General features: G+C 59.0%; 15 protein-coding genes and 10 pseudogenes. 11 read left to right on the top strand and 14 right to left on the bottom strand.

The annotated features are described in order from the left end of the window. Positions 1-99: 99 nt before the first annotated feature. Entirely contained in the window at positions 100-969 is an 870-nt protein-coding gene (locus AC6I8M_RS14195; protein WP_010616872.1) for a LysR substrate-binding domain-containing protein, read from the bottom strand. Positions 970-1101: 132 nt separating this feature from the next. Between AC6I8M_RS14195 and AC6I8M_RS14190 the strand changes: the two are divergent. The 4 genes and pseudogenes from AC6I8M_RS14190 (at position 1102) to AC6I8M_RS14175 (ending at position 5218) form a co-directional block, all read left to right on the top strand. Further along, positions 1102-1986 (top strand): annotated as a pseudogene (locus AC6I8M_RS14190) (DUF6024 family protein). A gap of 152 nt (positions 1987-2138) precedes the next feature. Further along, a complete protein-coding gene (gene adk / locus AC6I8M_RS14185; RefSeq protein ID WP_010616873.1) occupies positions 2139-2783 on the top strand; it encodes an adenylate kinase in 645 nt (214 codons plus the stop codon). Positions 2784-2898: 115 nt separating this feature from the next. After that, the gene (gene hemH, locus AC6I8M_RS14180) at positions 2899-3858 is read left to right on the top strand and encodes a ferrochelatase (RefSeq protein WP_010616874.1); all 960 of its coding nucleotides are present in this window, start codon (positions 2899-2901) and stop codon (positions 3856-3858) included. A 58-nt stretch (positions 3859-3916) separates the two neighbouring features. Further along, positions 3917-5218 carry an inosine/guanosine kinase gene (locus AC6I8M_RS14175; protein WP_058948830.1) on the top strand — a complete coding sequence of 434 codons (1302 nt, stop codon included), beginning with the start codon at positions 3917-3919 and terminating at the stop codon, positions 5216-5218. Between the two features lie 30 nt (positions 5219-5248). Here the strand turns inward: AC6I8M_RS14175 and ybaL are convergent. Together ybaL and AC6I8M_RS14165 are read right to left on the bottom strand one after the other, a co-directional pair. Then, positions 5249-6938, bottom strand: a pseudogene (gene ybaL / locus AC6I8M_RS14170) (YbaL family putative K(+) efflux transporter). A gap of 219 nt (positions 6939-7157) precedes the next feature. Beyond that, positions 7158-8322: pseudogene (locus AC6I8M_RS14165) on the bottom strand (MFS transporter). 163 nt (positions 8323-8485) lie between these two features. Between AC6I8M_RS14165 and ushA the strand changes: the two are divergent. After that, a complete protein-coding gene (gene ushA, locus AC6I8M_RS14160) occupies positions 8486-10237 on the top strand; it encodes a bifunctional UDP-sugar hydrolase/5'-nucleotidase UshA (RefSeq protein ID WP_010618330.1) in 1752 nt (583 codons plus the stop codon). 34 nt (positions 10238-10271) lie between these two features. Here ushA and AC6I8M_RS14155 read toward each other — a convergent pair whose 3' ends face one another. Then, positions 10272-10703: a multidrug/biocide efflux PACE transporter gene (locus AC6I8M_RS14155; protein WP_010618331.1), complete on the bottom strand. Its 432-nt coding sequence runs from the start codon at positions 10701-10703 to the stop codon at positions 10272-10274. Positions 10704-10793: 90 nt separating this feature from the next. On the opposite strand from AC6I8M_RS14155, the gene AC6I8M_RS14150 reads away from it, so the two are divergent. Beyond that, positions 10794-11621 carry a LysR family transcriptional regulator gene (locus AC6I8M_RS14150; protein WP_010618332.1) on the top strand — a complete coding sequence of 276 codons (828 nt, stop codon included), beginning with the start codon at positions 10794-10796 and terminating at the stop codon, positions 11619-11621. On the opposite strand, the pseudogene ybaK reads toward AC6I8M_RS14150, so the two are convergent. The 3 genes and pseudogenes from ybaK to copA all read right to left on the bottom strand — a co-directional run bounded on the left by ybaK (position 11618) and on the right by copA (position 15639). Beyond that, positions 11618-12097, bottom strand: a pseudogene (gene ybaK, locus AC6I8M_RS14145) (Cys-tRNA(Pro)/Cys-tRNA(Cys) deacylase YbaK). The gene AC6I8M_RS14150 and the pseudogene ybaK sit on opposite strands and share 4 nt — an antisense overlap. Before the next feature lie 162 nt (positions 12098-12259). Next, entirely contained in the window at positions 12260-13060 is an 801-nt protein-coding gene (locus AC6I8M_RS14140; protein WP_041387346.1) for a TraB/GumN family protein, read from the bottom strand. A gap of 68 nt (positions 13061-13128) precedes the next feature. Beyond that, a pseudogene (gene copA / locus AC6I8M_RS14135) lies at positions 13129-15639 on the bottom strand (copper-exporting P-type ATPase CopA). Positions 15640-15734: 95 nt separating this feature from the next. Here copA and cueR point away from each other — a divergent pair. Then, the gene (cueR, locus tag AC6I8M_RS14130; RefSeq protein WP_010618336.1) at positions 15735-16151 is read left to right on the top strand and encodes a Cu(I)-responsive transcriptional regulator; all 417 of its coding nucleotides are present in this window, start codon (positions 15735-15737) and stop codon (positions 16149-16151) included. Here the strand turns inward: cueR and AC6I8M_RS14125 are convergent. From AC6I8M_RS14125 to tesA, 5 genes and pseudogenes are all read right to left on the bottom strand, one after another. Next, positions 16127-16585, bottom strand: coding sequence for an NfeD family protein (locus AC6I8M_RS14125; RefSeq protein WP_041387345.1), 459 nt, complete (start codon positions 16583-16585; stop codon positions 16127-16129). The genes cueR and AC6I8M_RS14125 overlap by 25 nt on opposite strands. Continuing rightward, positions 16585-17451: pseudogene (locus AC6I8M_RS14120) on the bottom strand (SPFH domain-containing protein). The gene AC6I8M_RS14125 and the pseudogene AC6I8M_RS14120 overlap by 1 nt, the downstream one beginning before the upstream one ends. Before the next feature lie 64 nt (positions 17452-17515). Further along, positions 17516-18371, bottom strand: a pseudogene (locus AC6I8M_RS14115) (co-chaperone YbbN). 79 nt (positions 18372-18450) lie between these two features. Beyond that, positions 18451-19224 carry an SDR family oxidoreductase gene (locus AC6I8M_RS14110; RefSeq protein ID WP_010618339.1) on the bottom strand — a complete coding sequence of 258 codons (774 nt, stop codon included), beginning with the start codon at positions 19222-19224 and terminating at the stop codon, positions 18451-18453. Positions 19225-19255: 31 nt separating this feature from the next. After that, complete coding sequence (gene tesA, locus AC6I8M_RS14105) at positions 19256-19882, bottom strand: multifunctional acyl-CoA thioesterase I/protease I/lysophospholipase L1 (RefSeq protein WP_195910871.1); 627 nt, start codon at positions 19880-19882, stop codon at positions 19256-19258. Between tesA and ybbA the strand changes: the two are divergent. The 4 genes and pseudogenes from ybbA (at position 19850) to AC6I8M_RS14085 (ending at position 24356) form a co-directional block, all read left to right on the top strand. Next, positions 19850-20523, top strand: a pseudogene (gene ybbA / locus AC6I8M_RS14100) (putative ABC transporter ATP-binding protein YbbA). The gene tesA and the pseudogene ybbA sit on opposite strands and share 33 nt — an antisense overlap. Next, positions 20520-22548: pseudogene (locus AC6I8M_RS14095) on the top strand (ABC transporter permease). The pseudogenes ybbA and AC6I8M_RS14095 overlap by 4 nt, the downstream one beginning before the upstream one ends. A gap of 408 nt (positions 22549-22956) precedes the next feature. Continuing rightward, positions 22957-23517 carry a class I SAM-dependent methyltransferase gene (locus tag AC6I8M_RS14090; RefSeq protein WP_022549296.1) on the top strand — a complete coding sequence of 187 codons (561 nt, stop codon included), beginning with the start codon at positions 22957-22959 and terminating at the stop codon, positions 23515-23517. A gap of 142 nt (positions 23518-23659) precedes the next feature. After that, positions 23660-24356, top strand: a pseudogene (locus tag AC6I8M_RS14085) (IS5 family transposase). A 14-nt stretch (positions 24357-24370) separates the two neighbouring features. Here the strand turns inward: AC6I8M_RS14085 and purK are convergent. Both purK and purE read right to left on the bottom strand, forming a co-directional pair. Continuing rightward, on the bottom strand, positions 24371-25435 hold the full coding sequence (gene purK, locus AC6I8M_RS14080; RefSeq protein ID WP_010618492.1) for a 5-(carboxyamino)imidazole ribonucleotide synthase: 1065 nt from the start codon (positions 25433-25435) through the stop codon (positions 24371-24373). Then, a complete protein-coding gene (gene purE / locus AC6I8M_RS14075; RefSeq protein WP_010618493.1) occupies positions 25432-25941 on the bottom strand; it encodes a 5-(carboxyamino)imidazole ribonucleotide mutase in 510 nt (169 codons plus the stop codon). Before purE ends, purK begins: the two co-directional genes overlap by 4 nt. Positions 25942-25985 lie beyond the last annotated feature (44 nt).

Here is a 25985-nt window from a genome sequence, read left to right as displayed (position 1 = left end):
CGAAACGGTCGGCATGAATGCCGACCCTACAGGTTACCTGTCACCGGCATCCGTAAGGTCGTCATTGATGACGACCTTTTTTATTTATGCCGCCCTTGCTTACTTCAGCGCTTCATCCCGCAACCAATCCCGGAACAACGTAATCTCCGCATCGTGTTGGCGTGACCGCTTGGTCATCATCCAGGTGGCACGGTCGGCGCGCACAAACCCCAGCGGCGCAATCAGCGTGCCGTCGTTCAGCTGCTGACGCACCAGCAGGCGCGGCGCCACAATCACGCCCAGCCCGTTTCTCGCGGCCTGAATCGCCAGCGTCAAATTATCGAAATGTTTGCCCAGCCAAAAATTACCGCGCACGCCGCTGATCTTCGCCCATTCGGCCCAGGCCTGCAGGCGGGTATCGGCGTGCAAAAGCGGCAGCGACGCCAGATCCTGCTCGCTGTGAAAACGCGCCGCGTACTGTGGGGCGCACAGCGGGCCGACGTAATCATCGCTGATGAGCGAGGCATCAATGTCGTCGTCCGGCGCCTGTTCATAACTGAGGATCAGCACATCGGTGTGTTCGCTGCGCAGCTGAGCAATATCGCCCTGCGGCTGGAATTGCACTTCAATATCGGGATAGCGCTGGTAAAAGCTGCTGATGCGCGGAATCAGCCACTGGGATAAAAAACTCGGGGTACAGGCAACGCTCAGATGATTGCGCATCCCAGTGCGAATACTTACGCAGGTGGTGGAGAGTTCGCTAAAGGCTTTCTGGCAGCTCACCAGCAGACGTTCGCCGTGAGAGGTTAAGCGCACGCGCCCGTTAGTGCGGATGAACAAGGGTTTGCCCATCCAGCTCTCCAGCTGGCGAATCTGATGGCTGATGGCGCTGTGGGTGACATGGAGACATTCGGCCGCGACGCTAAAGCTGCAATGCAGCGCCGCCTGATGAAAATAGTGCAGTGCACGTAACGACGGAAGCGCGGTCATACTCATCCCCTGTGTAAAAACCTAATAGGGATTGTCAGTTTATATCATTTTAATGTCCAGCCGCATTAACCTAACCTTTCCTGCTTAATCTGGCGGGTTGACGGACCGGCTTCGCTGTGTACAGCAGCGGCGATGTCTGCTGCCAGCGCCAGCTTCACACAGCAGAATAACCAAGAGAAATGTCACGTGATGACTTCACAACAGGCTACTGCCAGGGCGGCGGCGCGCGATCGGCTGCGTGGCTTGCTGTCCCGTCACTATCGGCTGGAAAATTACGATCTGTTTTTTGCCCCTTCACTGCACATCGCGCGCGTGCTGCTCTCGCAACTGTTTCTGCGCCAGGAGCAGGCGCGCAATCAGACGCGCTACGCCGCGCAATATCCGGTCAGCGAACTCAGCGTGCTGCCGGCCCTGCCGATGATGGCGGGCAATATCGCGCTGGTCGATCACGTCGATATGCAGCAGGGTCGGGTGCGCAATCTGAGTGCCTGCCAGAGCTAGGGCGTGACGCACGCGTCCGGCTCCTTCGCCAGCGTGTTGCATAAACGACTCATCAGCGAGGCACGACTGTTTGTCACCCAACTGAATCAGCATGCGATGCTGAGCGACGAGCTGGTGCTGATTGCGCTGCGTACTCATGATTTTAGTACGCTGGTCCGCAGCGAACTGCGGCTGTTCGAACAGGGGCTGGCGCTGGGTGATGCGCCGGAACGCGCGCTGGAGCACATGGCGCAGGACGACTGGCAGCCCTTCAACGTTGCCAGTGTCGACAGCCTGACGCTGGATACGCCGTTCACAATGCAGTCGATTCACCAGCCCGGCCTGCCGTTTGCTCTGCTGCCCTTGCCGCCCGGCAGTGCGCTGCCACCGTTGCCCGCGGATATGCAGTTGCTGCCCGCGCCGCATCGCCTGTTTTTGCCGGTCAGCGTGCGCGGCAACGGCAATAAGCCGCAGAACGTCATCGCTGCGCAAAAAAAACGGCTGCGCGAGGTGCTCAGAGACAGCCGAAATTCTTAAAAACGCGCGTGCTACTGGCGCACAGCGCTAAAGCAGGTCAAAGTAGGCCTTTCAGCGCCCGGGGGGCCCGTTGCCTTGTGGTGTGCGGGTCATAATGGTATGTTCTTGGCCTTCTCAGATTGATCAATGCGATTCGCAAGGGGAATTACGCAATGCGTATTATTCTGCTCGGGGCACCGGGCGCAGGTAAGGGCACTCAGGCTCAATTCATCATGGAGAAATACGGTATTCCGCAGATCTCCACGGGCGACATGTTGCGTGCGGCTGTCAAAGCCGGCACCGAATTGGGCCAGCAGGCGAAAGCCATCATGGATGCCGGTAAACTGGTAACGGACAAGCTGGTGATTGCGCTGGTTAAAGAGCGTATCGCGCAGAAAGACTGCAAAAACGGCTTTCTGCTCGATGGTTTCCCACGCACCATTCCGCAGGCTGACGCCATGAAAGAGGCGGGCATCAAGGTAGATTACGTGCTCGAGTTCGCCGTACCGGACGAACTGATTGTCGATCGCATTGTAGGTCGTCGCGTGCATGCGCCGTCAGGCCGCGTTTACCACATCAAATACAATCCGCCAAAAGTGGAAGGTAAAGATGACGTGACCGGCGAAGAGCTGACCACGCGTACAGATGACCAGGAAGAGACCGTGCGTAAGCGTCTGGTTGAATACCATCAGCTGACCGCGCCGCTGATTGCTTACTACAGCAAAGAAGCCGAAGCCGGTAACACCGAATACCACAAAATCGACGGCACCCGCCAGGTGACCGAAGGGAGTGCACAGCTGGCCGATATCCTCGGCTAAGTAGTGACCAGGGCCGGTTGTCCGGCCCTTTTGCAGCAATTGCTTTCCCCCTCCGCTTTTTCCGCTACAATTTCCCCCGATTCAGAACCATTGTCTGCGACATCAAGGAAATACAATGAGGCAAGATAAGCTTGGGGTTTTACTGGTTAACTTAGGTACACCAGACGCACCGACCACCGCGGCGGTGAAACGCTATCTGAAACAGTTCCTCGGCGATCCGCGCGTGGTGGATACGCCGCGCTGGCTGTGGTGGCCGATTCTCAATTTCATCATTCTGCCGTTCCGCTCGCCGCGCATGTCGAAGCTGTACGCATCGGTGTGGATGGACGAAGGCTCACCGCTGATGGTGTTCAGCAAGCGGCAGCGTGCCGCTCTGGCGCAGCGGCTGGATATGCCGGTAGAGCTGGGCATGAGTTACGGCCAGCCGAGCCTTAACGGTGCGGTTGAGCGTCTGCTGGCGCAGGGCGTCACCAAATTCATCGTGCTGCCGCTCTATCCACAGTTCTCCTGCTCCACAGTGGCAGCGGTGTGGGATGGCCTGGCGGCCAGCTTTAAACCGCTGCATTCCCTGCCGGAAGTGGCGTTTATCCGCGATTATGCCGAACATCCGGCCTATATCGCCGCGCTGAAGGCCTCGGTGGAGCGCTCGTTTGCCCAACACGGCGAGCCGGATCTGCTGGTGCTCTCTTACCACGGCATTCCGCAGCGCTTCGCCAATGAAGGCGACGACTATCCGCTGCGCTGCAAAGACACCACCGACGCCCTGGCCGCCGCGCTCGGCATTGCGCCGCATAAAATCATGATGACCTTCCAGTCGCGCTTTGGCCGCGAGCCGTGGCTGATGCCGTACACGGACGAGACTATGAAAAGCCTGCCGGCCAAAGGGATCAAACATGTGCAGGTGATGAGTCCGGGCTTTGCGGCGGACTGCCTCGAGACGCTGGAGGAGATCAGCGGTGAAAACTGCGAAATCTTCCTGCACGCTGGCGGCGAGAAATTTGAATACATTCCGGCGCTTAATGAGGATGATGAGCACATCGAGATGATGGTGCAGCTGGTACAAGCGCGCCGCTAAGGGTGCGGCAGAGAATGTGATATCATTCTCTGCCTGATTTTCCCTGACGGCAGCTTTCATGAAATTTCCCGGCAAACGCAAATCCAAACACTATTTCCCCGTCAACGCGCGCGATCCGCTGCTGCAGGCTTCCCAGCAGGAGCAGGAAGAGGGCAGCTGGGTGGTGGGTATCGACCAGACGCTGGTGGATATCGAAGCCAAAGTCGATGACGACTTCCTGCAGCGCTATGGCCTGAGCGCCGGTCATTCGCTGGTGATCGACGATGCGACCGCCGAAGCGCTGTATAACGAGCTGATGCGCGAGCAGCTGATCAGCCACCAGTTTGCCGGCGGCACCATCGGTAATACGCTGCACAACTACTCGGTGCTGGCCGATGACCGTTCGGTGCTGCTCGGCGTGATGTGTAACAACATCCAGATTGGCGGTTACGCCTATCGCTACCTGTGCAGTACCTCCAGCCTCATGGACCTTAACTTCCTGCAGGGCGTCGATGGCGCGATTGGCCGCTGCTTTACCCTGCTCGGCGAGCAGGGCGAGCGCACTTTTGCCATCAGCCCTGGCCTGATGAACCAGATGCAGGCCGCCAGTATTCCGGAAGAGGTGATTGCCGGTGCGTCGGCGCTGGTGCTGACGTCCTACCTGGTGCGCTGTCAGCTGGGCGAACCGATGCCGGAAGCGACGCTGCGGGCCATTGAGTTCGCCAAAAAGCACAATGTACCGGTGGTGCTCACGCTCGGTACCAAATATGTGATTCAGGATAACCCGCAGTTCTGGCGCGATTTCCTGCGCGAACACGTATCGATTGTGGCGATGAATGAAGAGGAAGCGTTCGCGCTGACCGGCGAAGCGGATCCGCTGCTGGCCTCCAACATGGCGCTGGACTGGGTCGATCTGGTGCTGTGCACCGCCGGACCGACCGGGCTGTATATGGCCGGGTTCACCGAAGAGGCTTTTAAGCGCAAAACCAATCATCCGCTGTTGCCGGGGGCGATCGCGGAGTTCAACCAGTTTGAATTCAGCCGCGCGATGCGTCATCAGGATTGCCAGCAGCCGCTGCGTATCTTCTCTCATATTGCGCCTTACATGGGCGGTCCGGAGAAGATCATGAACACCAACGGTGCCGGTGATGGTGCGCTGGCGGCGCTGCTGCACTATATTACCGCCAACAATTTCCACCGTCAGAAAGTGCCAAACTCCAGCAAACATGCACGCGAATACCTGACCTACTCGTCGCTGGCGCAGGTGTGCAAATATGCCAACCGCGTCAGTTATCAGGTGCTGAACCAGCACTCACCGCGTCTGACGCGCGGGCTGCCGGAGCGGGAAGACAGTTTAGAAGAGTCTTACTGGGACAGGTAATAACGAACCCGTAGCGGCGCAATAACTTCTTTAAATCGGGCACTCGCGCACAATCGGGTTTTGCGCGATCTCTTCCTGCAATACATGCAACATACTGTTGGCAATCTCACGCTCGCCCATCACCACACGATTGGCGCCACGCTCCATGATATAGGCCACTTCGTCGTCATAATGCGCCTAGGCGATAATCTCAATATCTGCCCGCTTTTCGCGCGCGGCGGTAACAATTTCCCCGGCGTCATAGCCGTTGGGGATGGTCAGCAGCAGCCAGCGCGCGCAGTCAAGACGCGCTAAATCCATGGTATCGACACGCGCCGCGTTGCCCAGCACGGCTTTGATGCCTTGTTCGCGCAGCGCTTCGACGCGCGGGCGCGAATTCTCCACCACCACCAGCGGGCACATCAGCTTCCATCAACTGCTGTCCTAGCAGGCTGCCGACGCGGCCGTAACCCACAATCACCGCATGATTGCAGATATCCACCAGAATCTGCTTCTCTTCTTCAATTGCCTCTTCCAGCGTCTGCTCTTCCATGGTCTCGGTTTTGTCGAGATAACGCTCCAGCACGGTAAACTGAATCGGGTTAAGCATGATGGAGAGGATCGCCGCCGCCAGCACTAGGTTGCGGCCTTCGTCGCTCAGCATACCGAGCGAAATCCCTAGTCCGGCGAGGATAAAAGCGAATTCGCAAATCTGCGCTAGGCTAACGGAGATGGTCAGCGCGGTGCGCCGCGAATGGCCGAGTAGCGTGACCAGCAGCCAAGCGGCAATCGATTTACCCAGCACGATAATTGCCAGCGCACCCAGCACCGCCAGCGGCTGCTCCAGCAGGATCATCGGGTCGAACAGCATGCCTACCGAGACAAAAAACAGCACGGCAAACGCATCGCGCAGCGGCAGCGTGTCGTGTGCCGCCCGGTGGCTGAGCTCTGATTCATTCAGCACCATGCCAGCAAAAAAGGCGCCGAGGGCAAAGGAGACATCAAAAAACTCCACCGCGCCAAACGCGATACCCAGCGCCAGCGCCAGTACCGACAGCGTAAACAGCTCACGTGAACCGGTGGCGGCGCTTTTGACCAGAATCCACGGCACCACGCGGCGGCCGACCACCATCATCAGCACCATAAAGGCAGCGACTTTGCCGATGGTCAGCAGCAGGTCCCATGCCAGCAGCGTCGGGCTGGCATTTCCCTGCTCCAGCATGCCGGCGATGGCCGGCAGCAGCATCAGCGTCAGCACCATCACCAGGTCTTCGACGATCAGCCAGCCGATGGCGATTTGCCCGAGCTGGCTATCAATCAGTTGACGCTCTTCCAGCGCGCGCAGCACCACCACGGTACTGGTGGTGGAGAGACACAGGCCAAACACCAGGCCAGTCATCTATGACCAGCCCATAGCCCATGACAGACCCATTCCCAGCAGCGTGGCGACCGCAATCTGCGCGATGGCACCGGGAATGGCAATCGACTTTACCGACATCAAATCCTTAAGCGAGAAGTGCAGACCGACGCCGAACATCAGCAGAATGACGCCGAGTTCAGCCAGTTCGGGGGCCAGATTGGTATCCGCGACGAAGCTCGGGGTAAAAGGACCCGCCAGCACGCCAGCCAGCAGATAGCCGACCAGCGGCGAGATGTGCAGGCGATTCGCCAGCATACCAAGGAGAAATGCGAGGACCAGACCTCCGACAATGGTGGTGAGCAACGGGGTAGTGTGATACATGCCTGTCTCCTTGTGTGCAAATGTATCCACTTGTAACAACCTAGTGTAATGCACAATCGTTCGCCGCGTTTAAACATTTGAGCGGTGAAAGACGAAAAAATTGAAAAAATGAGGCAAAAACGCAGCCGAAGCGCTATTTTCCTCAGTTATCTCAGCATATCGGCAGGATTTATGCAGAATTGAGGGGGGCAGAGAAAAATAGTTGCCCCCCAAAAGGGCTCAACGCTGCTGCTGATCAGGTAAGAAAGCGGTCAACAGGCCAATAAGTGGCAGCCAGGCGCAGATTTGATACACCTATTCGATACTGGTGTGGTCGGCTACTACGCCCAGTACCGCCGCGCCGAGGCCGCCCATGCCAAAAGCAAAACCGAAAAACAGCCCGGAAACCATGCCGATACGCCCCGGCAGCAGCTCCTGGGCATAGACCAGAATGGCGGAAAACGCCGAGGCAAGGATCAGGCCAATAATTACGCTCAGTACGCTGGTCCACATCAGGCTGGCGTGCGGCAACAGCAGGGTAAACGGCGCCACGCCGAGAATCGATCCCCAGATGACATATTTCCGCCCGATTTTATCGCCTATCGGCCCACCGATAATGGGGCCGGCGGTGACCGCGCCGAGAAAAGCAAAAAGATGGAACTGCGAGGCCTGCACGGACAGCCCGAATTTGTGTATCAGATAGAAGGTGTAATAGCTGCTCAGGCTGGTGAGATAAAAGTACTTGGAGAAAATCAGCAGCAGCAGAATGCCGATGGCCAGCGCCACTTTATTGCGCGGCAGGGGGTCGCGGCCTGCTAGCAGCACTGGCCTGCCTGGCGCGCTGCTGGTGGCTGTACCAGCGGCTCACCTGCAGCAGCACAATGATGCCGAGCAGCGCGGCCAGCATGAACCAGCTGAGATGGCCTTTGCCATAGGGCGCGACGATGATGGCAGCCAGCAGCGGCCCGAGCGCGCTGCCAAAGTTACCACCGACCTGAAACAGCGACTGAGCCAGCCCGTGGCGGCCGCCTGAGGCCATACGCGCCACGCGCGACGATTCCGGATGGAACACCGATGAGCCGCAGCCAACCAGCGCCGCGGCCAGCACCACCAGACCGAACAGGGTAAACCCCATCCCGGCCGGCAGTCACCAGGGTTTCGGATATTTGTCGGTGTAATAGCCAATCAGCGGTTGTAATAATGAGGCCGTAACCTGATACGTCAGCGTAATCAAACCAATTTGCACAAAGCTGAGGCTGAAATCTTTCTGCAGCAGCGGATAGATCGCCAGTAACAGCGATTGCAGCATATCGTTCAGCAGATGCGCGAGACTGATGTCACCAAGAATGCCAAAAGCGGTACGCCCGGTGCGCCGCGTCGGGGTTAACGTCTGTTCACTTGCCATAAAGATCCTGAAGGGGTGGGAATTTCGTTATCAGATTGTTAAGTCATGCATGACTGTATTCGCCTTTGGCCTTGAGTTAAAGGGCGAACTGTGCGACACAGAAGGGCGAAAAAGCACATCAGGCGCACCGCCCGGTAAAAAACGCAGAATAAGGAGATCGGCTTTGTTGTTATCACCGCACAGAGGGCGCTGGCTGGCGCTGATTATGCTGCTGTTGCCGCTGCTGGCGCAGGCGTGGCAGCCGGACCGCAGCTACCGTTTCAGCATTTTGCACACCAACGATCATCATGGCCACTTCTGGGCCAACGCGCAGGGCGAATATGGTCTGGCCGCACAAAAAACGCTGATGGATCAGCAGCGGTATGATTTGCAGGCGAAGGGCGGCGGCGCGCTGATTCTGTCGGCGGGCGACGTCAACACCGGCGTACCAGAATCGGATGTGCTGAATGCGGAGCCGGATATCCGCGGCATGAACCTCATCGGCTATGATGCGATGGCGCTCGGCAACCACGAATTCGACAAACCGCTTAGCGTGCTGCAAAAGCAGCAGAAGTGGGCGAAGTTCCCCTTCCTTGCCGCCAACATTGATGCCAAAGGCAGTGATAAACGCCTGTTCAGGCCGTGGGCGATTTTTAATCGCATGGGGCTAAAAATCGCGGTGATCGGCCTGACCACCACTGACACGCTGCGTATCGCCAATCCGCAGAACGTGGCGCAGATAGAGATCCGCGATCCGGTGAAAGAGACCGAAAAAGCGGTGGCGGAACTACGTGCCAGCGAGAAGCCGGATGTGATTATCGCGCTGACGCACATGGGCCACTACGACGACGGGCAGCATGGCAGCAACGCACCGGGCGATGTGGAGCTGGCGCGCAGCCTGCCGCCGGGCACGGTTAATGTGATCGTCGGCGGCCATTCGCACGATGCAGTGTGCATGGCAAAAGAGAATGTCAGCGTGGCGGATTATCAGCCCGGACAGCCGTGCCAGCCGGATCGCCAGAACGGCGTGTGGATTGTGCCGGCGAAAGAGTGGGGGAAATTTGTCGGTCGCGGCGATTTTACCTTCCGCAACGGTGAGCTGACGCTGGATAACTATCAGCTGATTCCGGTCAACCTTAAGCACAAGGTGAAGAACCTCGATGGCAGTGAAACCTGGCTGCCGTATCAGGAAGCGATAGCGCAGAACGGCGCAATGATGAAGCTGCTGACGCCGTATCAGCTGCGCGCCGGCAAACAGCTGGCGGTCAAAACAGGCAGCAGCGACAGCGTGTTTGATGGTGACCGCAGTAAGGTGCGCTTTGAACAAATGCCGCTGGCTCAGCTGATCCTGCGCGCGCAGATGGCTGCCACTCAGGTCGATTTTGCCGTTATCAGCGGCGGCGGTATTCGCACCTCGCTGGCGCAGGGCGATATCAGCTGGCGCGATCTGTTGCAGATCCAGCCGTTTGGCAATCAGGTGGTGTCCGTGACTCTGACGGGCAAAGAGCTGCTGAACTACCTGGCTACGGTGGCGAATATCAAAGCCGATTCCGGCGGTTTCGCGCAGTTCAGCAACATCAGCTTGGTGGCCGATGGCAAAAGCGTCAGCGCAGTGAAAATCAATGGCGAGCCGCTGCAGCTGGATAAAACCTATCGCATGGCCACCAACAGCTTTAACGCCAGCGGCGGCGACGGCTACCCGGTCATTGACGGACATGCCGGTTTCCGCAACAGCGGCCTGCGTGATGCGGAAGTGCTGCGCAGCTATGTCAGCCAGCACTCACCGCTGCGCGTCGCCGATTATGCGCCACCGCAGATTGTGCACCTGACACTGCAGCAGGTTGAAGAGCGCGACAAAGCGCTGGAGAAGCAAAAGAAGCGCAGCTATCCGCAGATGATCCTGGCGTGGATCTGGCCGCGCGCGGCGCACGAGTGACAAGACGGGCGGCACTTCAGCCGCCCGTTGTTGTTCAGGCGCGGCAGGATTTCTGGCTGACCCAGCGCTGGCGCAGCTTACCCCATGCCCAGTTGTAAGCCATGGTGTAGGGCAGAAAGAACAGAAAGAACGCCACTTCCAGCAGGAAAGCGTCCAGCAGCGAAATATGCAACATCCACGCGGCAATCGGCAGGCCTATGAGGATAAAGCCGCCCTCAAAGCCGAGCGCATGCAACGCGCGCAGGCCGAGACCGCGCTGGCGCTGCGGCAGACAGAGGCGGTCAAAGCCGCTGTTATAAATGATGTTCCACAGCATGGAGACGGTCGACAGCATAATCGCCAGCGCGACCATCTGAAACAGCGGTTTATCCATGACCCAGGCGGCCAGCGGCGCAACCGTGACGATCGCTAACCCTTCAAAGCCTGCGGCATGACAAAAACGTTCTTTCAGTGAACGGGTACGCATATAAACCTCCTTTTGAGTAACGCCACGCATTTTCTCACTGCACAATGCTAAGATAAAATGATTACCTATCGATAAAAGCGATGGTTCAGCATGAAGTACTCACCAGAATCCCTTGAGGCATTTGTCCAGACCGTAGCCAGCGGCTCGTTTTCAGCAGCGGCGCGTGCGCTGGCAAAAAGTCAGTCCACTATCAGTAGCGCGGTGGCAAATCTCGAAGATGACTTAGGCTTTGCGCTGTTTGATCGCAGCGGTCGCCAGCCGGTGCTGACCGCTCAGGGCCAGCGGCTGGATGAACTGGCGGTGCGGCTGTCACAGGGCATTGAGCCGCGCCTGAGTCTGGCCATTTCCGACTTCTGGCAGGCCGATCACCATGAAAATCTGCTGACGCGCTTTGAGGCACGCTATCCGGATATAGAGTTTGAATGCATGATTGCGGAAGATGAGGATGTGCTGGATTTACTGCAGGCCGGGCGCGTGCATCTTGGTGTGGTGCGCGCCCAGCCGCGTTTGCCGCCGGATCTGGCGGTGGCGCGACTGCAGGTTGAAGCGCAAATGGCGATTTTCCTGCATCAGGATCACCCGCTGGAAGCCCAATCGCAGGTGAGCGAGGCGCAGCTGGGCGAATTGCGTCAGCTGCGGCTCAATACCTGGGTGGAAACCCGTCAGCCGCTGCCGGCCGGGCGCACCTGGTCGGCACCAACCTATCTGTTATTGCTGGAGATGGCGGAGCAGGGGTTTGGCTGGAGCGTACTGCCGCGCTGGCTGGTGCAGCAGTTTGGTCATCAGGTCTTGCGGGAGCTGCCGGTGCCGGGCTGGCCGCAGCATATCGCGGTGGATGTCATCTGGTCGCGGCGCAATCCGCCGGGCTCGGCCGGGCGCTGGATGATCGACCAGCTGTGCGCGCAGCAGCCTGATTAATCGCGGCGCGCCACGTCAGCCAGCGTGGCATCCAGCAGCCGTGCCAGATCCTGCGCGGCCAGTTCGATATCCAGCCCGCGCTTGCCGCCGGAAATAAAGATGGTCGGGAATTCGCTGGCCTGCTGATCGATCGCCGTCGGCAGCCGCTTTTTCTGGCCCAGCGGGCTGATGCCACCCACCAGATAGCCGGTGACGCGCTGCGCCAGTTGCGGATCGGCCATGTCGGCTTTCTTCGCCCCCAGCGCTTTGGCGACTTTTTTCAAATCCAGCTGTGAGGAGACCGGCGTCACCGCGACTGCCAGCGCTTTGCCATCGCCGTTGAGCGCCACCAGCAGGGGTTTAAACACCTAGCGTGCATCCAGGTTGAGCTTGCGCACCGCCTCGTCACCGAAGTGGGTTTCATGGCTGTCATGCTCGTAGGGATGCAGGGTAAAAGCGACCTGTTGTTTTTCCAGCAGTTTTACGGCGGGTGTCATATTCAATCCTTGCTACGAAAATTCTTATCTCGGTTTGCGTGAAAGTACTGGCGAAAATCTGAACTTTGCGCGAAAATTAGCCGGTGCCAGTCACCTTGACGATAAGCAAAATCATAAACAAATTCCTCTTTGACTGGCCGATAGCAATATTGGCCTTCTTTTTTATGCCTTCAGCAGCTGCGGCAAATTGTCTTCGCCGTACAGATGCAGTGCACCGACCGCCACCACATAGCGCCCGCGCGGCAGCGCCAGCAGCAGCTCGCGCCAGTGCTGATTACGGTTGCGCATCAGGGTATCGTTCAGTTCACTACTGAACGTGGTCGGCAGCGCCACCGGCTGGCTGGCGGGCGGCGCATCCAGCCACCAGCTGATCATGGTTTGCAGCAGTCGCACGTTGGTGTGCCAGTGTTCCAGCGTATCCAGCAGCAGCGCCAGGCCATCCTGCGGTAGTGATTTCAGCAACGCGATCTGCGTTTCCGGCCCTTCCAGCTCAATAATGCGTTTTCCTGCCGCCTGCGCTGCCTGCAGCAGCTGATAGTCGATACCGTACTGCGGTCGCAGCCCCAGCCGCTGCGCCTGCTGCGCCTGCAGCATCAGCGCAATTTGCCAGAACGGCAGGCTATCAAACAGCGCGATGTTCAGTGACAGCTCATCGCACAGCGCCGTCAGCTGCTGCAGCGTCTCTGGCGTCAGCCGCGTTGTCAGCGGCGGATACGCTTCACCCTCACTAAACGGTGAACTGCCGCGGGTAATATCCGCTTCTACCACCAGCGCATCGGCTTTCTGCAGCTGGCGCAGCAAGCCGGCCGGCAGCGGTTGCATATCGCGCGTGCCCATGTGAATACTGCCAGCCAGATGCAGACGGTGGTCTCCGAGTCTGATATCCATGGCGGGCCAGCTGTAGCTGGCGGGGAACAGGCTGCTGGCCAGCTGTTGCAGGCGGTGCCACACACTGCGTCTCATGCCGTGTCCTTTTTAAGTCAAAAATCCATGCTAGCGATTTCGCTCAGCGAAAGACAGGGCAGAGGTTGCTATTGCCGCTGCGCCGGTTTAAAGCGCAGCAAACGGTTAGCATTGCTCACCACGGTGATCGACGACAGCGCCATGGCGGCACCGGCGACGATGGGGCTGAGTAGCACACCGGTAAACGGATAGAGCACGCCGGCAGCAATCGGAATGCCCAGGCTGTTATAGACAAAGGCACCCAGCAGATTCTGCCGCATATTGCGCAGCGTGGCGTTGGCCATCGCCAGCGCGTCGGCCACGCAGTGCAGATTGTTGCGCATCAGCGCCATCGCCGCGGTTTCAGCCGCCACATCGCTGCCGCCGCCCATGGCGATACCCACATCCGCCTGCGCCAGCGCCGGGGCGTCGTTGATGCCGTCGCCCACCATGACCACGCTGCGCCCCTGCTGTTGCAGCTGCGCAATCGCCTGCGCTTTACCGTCCGGCAGCACGCCGGCGATCACCTCATCGATGCCCGCTTCGGCAGCGATGGCTGCGGCAGTGGTCTGATGGTCACCGGTCAGCATGATCAGACGGTAGCCCAACTGATGCAGTCGCTGTAGTGCCGCACGGCTCTCCGGACGCAGCTGGTTGCGCAGGGCGATCAGGTCCAGCAGCTGCTGTTGATCCGCCAGCAGCACCGGCGTGGCGCCCTGCGCAGCGAGTCGCGCGATATCCTGCTGTGCGGCGCGCAGGTCGATGTGCTGCTCTTCCAGGAGCGCCGCATTGCCCAGCAGCAGCGTTCTGTCAGCGACAGTAGCACTCACACCTTTGCCACGTATTGTACGAAATTGCGCAACGCGGGCGTCGCTGACGGCCGGTGCGGCGGCGGCGATGGCCTTCGCCAGCGGATGCCCCGATCCCAGCTCCAGCTGGGCGGCGGCCTGCAGTACCTGCTGACGATCCCAGTCGCCGTACAGCAGCACCTCGCTGACCTGCGGCGTGCCCTGGGTCAGGGTGCCGGTTTTATCAAACACAATGGTGTCAACTTCGCTGGCCCGCTGCAGCGCATCGGCATCGCGCACCAGCACGCTCAGCTCCGCGGCACGGCCGACGCCCGCGATCACCGACATCGGCGTGGCTAAGCTCAGCGCACACGGACAGGCGATAATCAACACCGTGGTGACAATCACCAGCGTATAGGCCAGATGCGGCTGAGGCCCGACAACATACCAGACCGCTCCGCTGAGCAGGGCAATCGCCACCACTACCGGCACAAATACCGCCGAGATGCGATCGGCCAGCCGGCCCATTTCCGGCTTGCTGCTCTGTGCCTGACGCACCAGATTGATAATACGGGCCAGCGTGGTATGGCTGCCGGTGGCGCGGGCGGTGAACTGTAGCGCGCCATCCTGCACCAGCGTCCCGGCATAAATCTTATCGCTAGGAAGGCGCGACTGCGGCAGCGCTTCGCCAGTGAGCATCGCTTCATCAAGCCAGGCTTCGCCGCGGCTGACTTCGCCGTCCACCGGTACGCGATCGCCGGTCACCAGCTTCAGCGTCATGCCCGGTGTGATTTCGCTCAGCGGCAGCTGCTTTTCCCCTTCGGCGGTGATCACGCAGGCCTGCGCCGGGGTTAAATCCAGCAGCCGCTCCAGCGCTTGTGAGGCGCGCTGGCGCGCGCGCTGCTCCAGCGCATGACCGAGGTTAATCAGACCAATGATCATCACGCTGGCTTCGAAATAGAGGTGGCGCGCCTGTTGCGGGAAAAATGCCGGCCACAGCGCGACGCTCATCGAGTAGATCCAGGCTGCACCGGTACCGAGCGCTACCAGCGTGTCCATGGTGGCGGTAGCATGACGCAGGCTGCGCCATGCGCTGCGATAGAAGTGGCCGCCGGCAAGCGCCATTACTGCCAGCGTGACGGCACCGAGAAGGCGCCAGAGCGTCTGATTGGTGTCATTTAGCATCATGTGATCACCGACCATGCCCCAGACCATCATCGGCACGCCGACGATCAGCGCCAGCGCGGCCTGCCAGCTAAAGCGGCGCATCGCCTGCTGTGCGCTGACCTGCTGGCGCTCGCGCCGGGTTTGTTCATCTTCGATCACTTCCGCAGAATAACCCGCCTCGTCTACGGCGCTGACCAGCGCTGAAGGTACGGCATCGCCCAGCACCAGCGCGCTGCGCTCACCAAGATTGACGCGCGCCTAGCTCACGCCGGGCACTTTCTGTAACGCCTGCTCGACGCGGCTGACACAGCTGGCGCAGCTCATCCCGCCAATCAGCAGATGGTGCACCGCAAGATTCTCTTCTGCCGGCTGCGACTCCGTTGTCAGCGCCTCCGGCTGCGGCTCCTGAGCTGGCAACGGATCAGGCTTTGGGCTGAACGCCTCATTTTTCAGCGTCGCGTGATAACCAGCCTGCTCAACGGTGGCAATCAGATCGCTGGCGCTGGCTGCGCCGGTGACGCGCGCTTCCTGCTGCGTTACCTCGGCCTGTTCCACATCGCTGCGCTGCTCCAGCGCCTCTTTAACGCGTTTAACACAGTGGCCACAGGACAAGCCGTCCAGTGCCAGTAATTGTGTGTGTGACATCATCAACTCCTCGTTTATCCGGTTTGACTCGCTGCAAGGTTTGGATTAGTTATAAAGCCTAAACCTTCCATTCAGGGGAAGGTCAAGGGGCAGAGATGAACATCAGCGATGTAGCAAAAAAAACCGGGCTGACCAGTAAAGCGATTCGTTTTTACGAACAGAAAGGGGTGGTCACGTCGCCGTTACGCAGTGACAACGGCTATCGCAGCTATGCCGCGCACCATCTGGATGAGCTCAATTTTCTGCGCCAGGCGCGGCAGGTGGGCTTCACGCTGGAGGAGTGTCGCGAACTGGTCGCGCTGTTTAATAACCCGGCGCGCCACAGTGCCGATGTTAAAGCGCGCACCCTGCAGAAGGCGGATGAGATCGCGGCGCATATTGAAGAGCTGCACGCGATGCGCGCGCGTCTGCTGGAACTGGCTGCAGCCTGCCCGGGCGATGACGGTGCCGAATGTCCCATCATCAATCACCTAGCGGGCTGCGGTCATCAGGATGGCGGCAAACGCGGCTGAATCAGCAGCGTGATGCCTGACACGCCGGTCACGATCACCAGCGTGCCCGCCGGCAAATCTTCCTGCGCCTGCACGCGCCAGCTGCTGTCACCAATGCGCACATGACCTACGCCGTCTTTTAGCGCGCTGTCTAACGTCAGGTGCTGGCCAATCAGCTGGCTGCCGCGCTGATTGAGCGTATTGGGCTGCTGCGCACTTTCGCGAAAGCGCATCCAGCGATACCAGAAAAACACGCACAGCAGCGTCAGGGCGGCGAACAACATGCCCTGGCTGGTCCACGAGAACGGAAACAGCCACTCAATGATCCCGACCAGCACCGCCGCCACGCCGCTCCACAGCAGGTAACCGCTGGTGCCGAGCATCTCCGCTGCCAGCAGTAAACCGCCCAGCGTGAGCCAGAACCAGTGCGGATGCGCAATCAGCTCCATCAGCATCACGGTTTGCGCTCCTGACGACTCTCTTTCAGCAGCTCGCTGATACCGGCCACCGAGCCGAGCAGGCTGCTGGCGTCGAGCGGCATCATCACCACTTTGCTGTTATTCGCTTCGCCAATTTTTTGCAGGGCATCGGTGTATTTCTGCGCCACAAAGTAATTAATCGCCTGGATATCCCCGGCAGAGATGGCTTCTGAGACCATCCGCGTGGCGTTGGCCTCGGCTTCGGCCTGACGCTCGCGCGCTTCCGCCTGCAAAAAAGCGGAGGTACGTTCGCCTTCCGCTTTAAGGATTTGCGACTGCTTATCGCCCTCGGCGCGTTTGGTACGCTCAGCCTTCATCTGCGCGTTCATGGCCGCTATCAGTTCCTGCGGCGGGCGCACGTCGCGGATTTCGATACGGGTGATTTTTACCCCCCACGGATTGGTCGCTTCATCAACAATGTGCAGCAGGCGGGTATTAATGTTATCGCGCTACGACAGCATCTCATCCAGCTCCATGCCGCCGAGCACGGTGCGGATATTGGTCATGGTGAGGTTAATGATGGCCAGCTCAAGATTGCTGACTTCATAAGCGGCGCGCGCCGAATCCACCACCTGAATAAAGCACACTGCATCGATGGTGACGTTGGCGTTATCTTTGGAGATGATCTCCTGCGACGGAATATCGAGGACCTGCTCCATCATATTGATCCGGCGACCAATATGGTCCATGAACGGCACGACTAGATTTAGACCGGGCGGCAACGTTTTGGTGTAGCGGCCAAAGCGTTCCACCGTCCACTGGTAGCCCTGTGGCACAATTTTGACACCGGCCCACACGGTAACCAGCGCGAGCACGATGATGACGGGAATCACTGTTAGCATATAACCTCCTAGCTGTCAGATTGTCGGGCCGAGTCGCTTCGGCCCGTTTACCGCGCGGTACCGGTCAGTACAGCAGCGAGTAGAGCTGGCGACGATAGCGCGAGGCGAGGGCATCGCCGGTGCCGAGGGCCGCCAGAATCTCCTGGAACATTTTGCGCACTTCGCCGTCACCGGCGCTGAGATCGCGCTTCAGAAAACCTAACAACAGCTCGAGCGCTTCTTCATTGCGGCGCACCTGATGCAGCTGTAACGCAAGTTTAGCAGCCAGACCGGCGTTGTCCGGTTCGCTTGCCATCTGCTCCTGCAGCTGCTGGATCTCCGGCGTGTCGGCGACCTGTTTCAGCAGGTCGATTTGCGAAATCAGGCTCTGATAGCGCGTATCCTGATCCTGCAACGGCACCACAGCCAGCACCGCTTCGGCTTCTTCGCTGCGGTTCAAGGTGATCAGAACTTCTGCCAGCAGAAAACCAATTTCACTGTTCTGATTGCTCAGCTGCCAAGCATCTTTCAGCAGCGGTAGCGCATCCAGCGGCTTGCCTTCCTGCATCAGCTGCATCGCCTGCTGCGCCTTTAATTCCTCTTCGCGCGGCAGGACTTTTTCCAGCAGAGCGCGAATCGCCTCTTCCGGCTGCGGGCCCTGGAAGCCGTCGACCGGCTGGCCGTTCTGGAACAGGTAGACGGTCGGCAGAGAGCGCAGACCAAACTGCGATGCCACCAGCTGCTCTTTATCGCAATCCAGCTTCGCCAGAATAAACTGGCCGGCGTACTCCTGTGCCAGACGCTCCAGCACCAGCGTCAGCTGCTGGCAGTGCTGGCTTCGCTCCGACCAGAAGTAGAACAAGTACCGGCAGCTGCATCGATTGCTCCAGCGTCTGCTGCAGGTTGGATTCGTTAATGTCGATAATCAAAGCGTGTGACATGAATACGTCTCTTGGCTGAAAGTGTGTTGAGGATATGGGGGCAAACGCCCCGGCTTCAAGTTCAATTCCGGCTTGCAGTTTAGTTACTGCGTAAAATGCGATCCAGCATCCAGACCGGCAACAGTCGTTTGAGCAGACTCATCGCCCAGGCGACCAGCGTCACCGGATAGCGCAGGCGCGGATTTTTACTCTCCAGCGCATGCCGCAGTTTAGGTAGAATCGCCTCCGGCGGCAGGCTAAAGCGTGCGGCGATACCGGGGTTGCGCACTGGCTTGTCGCGTTCGCCCTGCTGCACATTTTCGGTAAACCGGGTGGTAATCGGGCCCGGCTCAATCAGACTGACGCGCACGCCGCCGTGGCGTACTTCCATGCGCAGCGCATCGCTCCACGCCTCCAGCGCCCATTTACTGGCGGCATAAGCGCCGCGGCCCGGCGTGGAAATCAGGCCGAGCACCGAGCTGGTGTTGATAATCCGCCCGTCACCGCTATTTTGCAGCGCCGGCAGCAGACGCAGCGTCAGCTGGTGGGTGCCAAAAAAGTTGGTGGAGAATTGCTGCTCCAGCTGCTGACGCGACACGCTGGTCAGCGGTCCGTACTGGCCGAAGCCGCCGTTATTGAACAGCCCGTGCAGGCAGTGATCGGTGAGGGCCAGCACGCGATCGGCGGCGGCATCCACGCTGGCCGGATCGTCAAGATCCAGCTGGATGCCGGTGAAGCCGAGCTCATCCATGCGCGTCACATCGTCGGCGCGGCGACAGGCGGCCAGCACGCGATAGCCGCGCGCCAGCAGATCGTTGGCCGCCACCAGACCGATGCCGCTGGAGCAGCCGGTAATTAATACGGACTTTTGCACATCTTTATCTGTCATTGGTCACGTCGCGGCGTTAATCATGCTTAGCTAGCGGAGCCAGTTGCTCAGCCATCAAATTGGCGATGAACGGCTGCGCATCCGGATTGGGGTGAATACCGTCCTGCTGCATCCACTCCGGCTTCAGATAAACCTGCTCCATAAAGAACGGAACCAGCGGAATATGATACTGCTGTGCGAGGCGTGGATAGATCGCGCTGAACGCGTCGGTGTCGCGTCGGCCATAATTAGCCGGCAGACGAATTTGCATCAGCAGCGGCTGGGCGTTGGCGGTTTTAACCTGATCGATAATTTTACTCAGATCCTGCGCGATGTTTTGCGGCGGGAAGCCGCGCAGCCCATCGTTACCGCCGAATTCGATTAACACCCACTGCGGCTGATGCTGTTTTAATAGGCCCGGCAACCGCGCCAGCCCCTGACCGGCGGTATCACCGCTGATGCTGGCGTTAACAACTTTAGGCTGCTGTTGCCAGGTTTTATCGAGCAGGCTCGGCCAGGCGGCGGTGGCGGACATGCGATAGCCGGCACTCAGGCTATCGCCGAGAATCAGCAGGGTATCGGCGGCGGCGATGCGCGACACCAGCAGCAGCAATAACAACAGGAAGGAATAATGCCAGCGAAAAACATTGTTGCAGTTCATCATCTTACTAAGTCCGTCGGTCAGGGAGAGCATCAGCTGACCATCCTTACCGGAGTTGAGCTGGTTGTCAAACCAGCCGAGACGCTGGCGCTGATCGGCGAATCGGGATCCGGGAAATCCACCCTGCTGGGCATTCTCGCCGGACTGGATGATGGCAGCAGCGGCGAAGTGCATCTGCTGGGCCAGCCGCTGCACCAGATGAACGAAGAGCAGCGCGCCGCGTTACGCGCGCGTGAGGTCGGCTTTGTGTTTCAGTCACTTATGCTGGTGCCCACGCTCAACGCGCTGGAGAACGTGCAGCTTCCGGCACTGCTACGCGGAGACAGCGATCACGACAGTCGCGCGCAGGCCACTGAATTACTGACGCAGCTCGGACTGAAAGATCGTCTGCACCATCTGCCGGCCCAGCTCTCCGGCGGCGAACAGCAGCGCGTGGCTTCAGTGGCCGTCCCGGCCTGCTGTTTGCCGATGAGCCGACCGGTAACCTCGATCGCAAAACCGGCGATCGCATCGCCGATCTGCTGTTTTCGCTCAACCGCGATTTCGCCACCACGTTGATTCTGGTGACGCACGATGAGCAGCTGGCGGCACGCTGCGATCGTCGCCTGCGGCTGCGCGACGGCAAGCTGTGGGAGGAAGCATGATCTGGCGCTGGTTCTGGCGCGAGTGGCGTTCGCCCTCGCTGCTGATTGTCTGGCTGGCGCTGGGCTCAATCAGCGATCGCATGGAGAAAGGGCTGAGCCAGCAGAGCCGTGACTTTATGGCTGGCGACCGCACGCTGCGCAGCAGTAAACCGGCACCGGATGCGTGGCTGGACAAAGCGCGCGAAGAGGGGCTGGCGGTCAGCCGGCAGCTCAGCTTCATGACCATGACTTTTGCGCAGGAGACGCCACAGCTGGCCGATATCAAAGCGGTGGATGATGCGTACCCGATGTTCGGCATCCTGCAGACGGATCCGCCCGGTCTGCGTCCGGTGGCCGGAACGGTGCTGGCCGCGCCGCGTCTGCTGGTGCTGCTTAACCTGAAGGTCGGTGACCGCATTGACGTGGGCTATACCACGCTGCGCATTGCCGGCGAAGTGATTCAGGAGCCGGACGGCGGATTTAATCCGTTTCAGACGGCGCCGCGTTTGCTGATGAACCTTGCTGACGTGGAGAAAACCGGCGCGATCCAACCGGGTAGCCGTCTGAGCTGGCGCTATACGTTCTCCGGCGAGGCGGCACCGCTGGCGCGCTATGATCGCTGGATTGAGCCGCAGTTGCAGGCCGGCGAGCGCTGGATCAGCGTGGAAAATTCCGAGGATGCGCTGGGCCGCTCAATGCAGCGTGCGCAGCAGTTTCTGTTGCTCTCGGCGCTGTTAACTCTGCTGCTGGCAATTGCCGCAGTGGCGGTCGCCATGAGTCATTACTGCCGCAGCCGTTACGATCTGGTGGCGCTGCTGATGGGCGGCAGCAAAATGCTGTGGGCGCTGCTGGCTGGCGTGGTGATGCTGGCACTGCTGCTGGCGCTGCTCGGCTGGGGAACGCTCCTGTTGCTGCGCAGACTGGTGGTGCGTAATCTGGCGCTGCGCCTGGCGATCAACCGTCTGCTGCGTCAGCCAGCCATGACGCTCAGCCAGCTGGCGGCGTTTTCACTCTCCTTATATGCTGCTGGCGTTATTGCTGGTGATGCGCGGCGATCTGCTCGATCGCTGGCAGCAGCAATTACCGGCGGATGCGCCCAACTATTTTCTACTCAATCTGACCCAGCAGCACGTGCCGCAGGTAGACGATTTCCTGCGGCAGCATCAGGTTAACGCCGGAACCTTCTATCCGATCGTGCGGGCAAGGCTCACTGAGCTGAACGGCAAGCCGGCCGATCCCAGGCTGGATAACGCGCTGAATCGCGAGCTTAATCTGACGTGGCAGGCGGAACGTCCGGATCACAATCCGCTGGTAGCCGGCAGCTGGCCGCCGAAAGCCGGTGAAGTCTCGATGGAGGTCGAGCTGGCCGATCGTCTGGGCGTCAGGCTCGGCGACAGGCTGACTTTTAGCGGCGATACGCAGCAGTTCAGCGCGACGATCACCAGTCTGCGCAAGGTCGACTGGGAGAGCCTGCGGCCAAACTTCTTCTTTATCTTCCCGCTGGGCGCGCTCGATCAGCAGCCGCAAACCTGGCTGACCAGCTTCCGCATGGCTAACGATCCCGCGCTGCTGGCGCAGCTCAACCGCGCGTTCCCGACGCTGAGCCTGCTGGATGTCGGCAGCATGCTGAAGCAGATTGGTCAGGTGCTGGCCCAGGTGAGCCAGGCGCTGGAGATCATGGTGATCCTGGTGACGGTCTGCGGTGTATTGCTGCTGCTGGCGCAGATCCAGGTCGGCATGCGCCAGCGCCGGCAGGAGCTGGTGGTGTATCGCACGCTCGGTGCCAGTCAGCGCCTGCTGCGCGGCACGCTGTGGTGTGAGTTTGCGCTGCTTGGCGTGGTCGTGGGAATCGCGGCGGCTCTGGGGGCGGAAGCGGCACTGTGGGGATTACAGCGCCGGATTTTTGATTTTCCCTAGCAGCCAGACTGGACGCTGTGGCTGGCGCTGCCGCTGTGTGGCGCGGCGCTGCTGTCGCTGTGCGGCGGCTGGCTGGGTGTCCGCTTACTGAAGGGGAAAGCGCTGTTCAGGCGGTTTGATGCCGCCTGATGCCTTGAGAAAGGGGACGAGCGAGCTGAAGCAACTGCGTTTGAGGGAGTATCATAATCCTCAAACGCAGCCTAAAACCCTTTTATCTGGCAGTTCGACCAGCATGTTGTTCAACAATCTGATTGTATAAGAATCTGGCACAGACTTAAGAATCATAACCCCATGGCCGCATTGTAGATTGTATCAATACCATCATGGGTGAATGACATGGTTAATCTCAACGTACGATCGTTAAAACACATCATTACATGTAAAATATGTGGCTCAGACAGCAATCTCTGGGGAGTCACTGATTTTAATACTTGCGGCATGGGTTCCGATCATCCAAATCGTTATATTTATCCGCTGACTGGGACGGCTATTTATTATCATCAATGTTCATCGTGTAATTTAATATTTACTTAGGCTATGGATGACTGGAGCCATGAAGAGTTTGGTAAATATATTTATAATGAAGGTTATGGGGCTTTTGATCCTAATTTTGAATCATCACGCTCTTTAAGAATACATGATTTCATCATGCAATATCTCGGGAAGTACCATGGATGTAAAATGCTTGACTATGGCGGTGGTACTGGCACGCTCGCTTCATTATTGCGTGGCAGTGGACTTGACTGCCAGGCATGGGATCCTTTTAACGATAATCAGTCTTATCCTGAGAGAAACAGTTTTAGCTTCATGAGTTGTATTGAAGTTTTAGAGCATGTTCCTGATCCTCATTCAACTATTAAAGAAATCTCCGAATTCCTGACGGTGGGCGGGGTGCTATTCTTCTCAACTCACACAGCGAACGGCCCGCACCCGGAACAGAGTTTCTCAGCTCGTGGAATGAATAGCTTTTATGTGTCGCCCAGAACGGGGCATATAACAATTTATTCGGAAAAGGCACTGGAAGTCTTATTCGCTGCCCATGGTTTTCAGGTGAGTCATATTGACCATCGATACCATATTGCGATGAAAATGCAGTGATTGCTGGCGTTAAGAATTAATTATTATTTTTTGTTTTAATGATCGAGCCGCAAGGGCCGGCCCGATCTGGATTGAGTCATTAGGCTGTGTCCCTTAATCACCTGAGATATAGTAACTACCTGTTTCCACAACACATTGAACTATGGCTCGCTACGACCTTCCCGATGAAGCATGGACTATCATCCAGCCCTTATTACCTGCTGAACCAGCAACACCACGGGCCGGACGTCCATGGGCTGAACATCGTATGATCATCAACGGCATGTTCTGGGTGCTGTGTTCAGGCGCACCATGGCGCTATTTGCCTGAGCGATATGGCCCATGGAAGACCGTTTATAACCGTTTTAATCGATGGTCTAAATCGGGAGTGATTAACATTATTTTCAACAGGTTACTTTCTTCTCTTGATGCTCATGGTCTCGCTGACTGGTCCGCAACTGCGCTGGATGGCAGCAATATCCGGGCACTCAGGTGCGCCGCCGGGGCGCAAAAAAACATTCCGATACCGCCGGAGATAATGGGCTGGGTCGCTCTCGCGGTGGTTTTGGCACCAAAATCCATCTGGCGACAGACGGAAGCGGTCTGCCGTTAAATATCGTACTGAGTCCCGGTCAGGCTCACGAAAGCCAGTTTGCACAACGTCTTGTGGACGGTATTGGTGTTCAGCGCCGGAACGGCAGCATGAAGCGTCGTGGCCATGCAGTGCTGGCTGACAAAGCCCACTCCGGACAAAAGAATACCGCCGCATTGCCACACGTTATGACAAAACGGCGAGGAATTATCTGGCGATGATGAAACTGGGATGCATCCGGCTGTTTTACAAAAGGTTATGTAATTAAGGGACACAGCCTAGTTAAAATTTTGCCACTGCCCACGCAATGCCGCTCGCATAGGCGTTAGGCAGCAGCGGTACCAGCGCATTGAGTGCGGTGGTGAGGCGTGCCGGATCGCTGTCGGTCAGGTTCAGGTGCCCGACCTTGCGTCCGGTGCGGACTTCTTTATCGTACCAGTGCAGATGCACCAGCGGCTGCTGCAGCCAGTCGGTATTGAGGTCGGTGCCAATCAGGTTGACCATCACCGACGGCGCAAACACTACCGGCTGCGGCAGCGGCAGACCGAGCACCGCACGCAGGTGCAGTTCAAACTGGCTGATTGAGGCGCCATTCTGCGTCCAGTGGCCGCTGTTGTGCACGCGCGGTGCCAGCTCATTGATCAGCAAGCCCTGCGGCGTGACGAAACACTCCATCGCCATCACGCCCACGTACTTCAGCTCATGCATGATCGCGCTCAGCATCGCTTCCGCCTGCTGCTGTTGCGCGGCATCAGCCTGCGGGAAGGCAACGCTGGTACGCAGAATGCCGTCCTGATGCAGGTTGTGCGTCTGCGGATAAAACACCGTGCGGCCATCGTGCCCGCGCGCGCCCACCAGCGAGACGTCACCGCTGAAGTTAATGCCCTGCTCAACGATGCACTCGGCGTAGCACTCATCCGGCAGCGTTGCGGTTTCGTCGGCGCGCAGGCGCCACTGGCCGCGGCCGTCGTAGCCGCCGGTGCGGCGCTTGACGATCGCCAGCTCGCCCAGCGTGCTAAATACCGCCGGCCACTCGCTTTTGTCGGCCAGCAACTGCCATGGCGCGGTTGCCAGGTTGAGCTGGTCGAGCAGCTGCTTTTGCGTCAGGCGATCGGCGAGGCGCGGAAAAATATCGCGGTTAACGAACGCCGGATGGTTAGCCAGCTCGCGCGTCAGCGCGGTTTCCGGCCAGCGCTCGATTTCCGCGGTGATTACGCTTTGCGCGATCGGCAGTGCCGACGGCTCTGCGTCCAGCCCGACCGGATACACGGCGATGCCCAGTGGCTCGCCGGCCTGGCGCAGCATGCGGCCCAGCTGACCGTTGCCGAGTACGCAAACTGGCTTCATGCGTCCTCCCGCGGATCCGGATTATTCAGCACTTCATCGGTCTGGCTCTGACGCCAGGCGGCCAGGCGGCCAGCCAGCTCGCGATCGTGAATCGCCAGGATCTGCGCCGCCAGCAGTGCGGCGTTGGCGGCACCGGCTTTGCCGATGGCCAGCGTACCGACCGGAATACCGTGCGGCATCTGTACGATGGAGTAGAGGCTGTCCACGCCGCTCAGCGCTGCGCTCTGTACCGGTACGCCCAGCACCGGCAGCAGGGTTTTCGCCGCCAGCATGCCTGGCAGGTGCGCCGCACCGCCGGCACCGGCGATGATCACCTGAAAACCGTTGTCGGCTGCGCGCTCTGCGAAGCTGAACAGCTTATCTGGCGTACGGTGCGCAGAGACCACTTCAACGTGGAACGGGACATCTAGGCTGTTAAGGATTTCCTCGGCGAACTGCATGGTAGCCCAGTCACTTTTGGAACCCATGACGATGGCGATACGGGCCGGGGCGGCGTTGGATGACATGCGGTCAACTCCTGTGAATAATCAAACGAACCTGACCGGGCGGG

Source organism: Type-A symbiont of Plautia stali (genome assembly GCF_059731155.1).
Note: the sequence above shows the minus strand (reverse complement) of the source record. Positions and strands in the feature narration are given on the sequence as shown.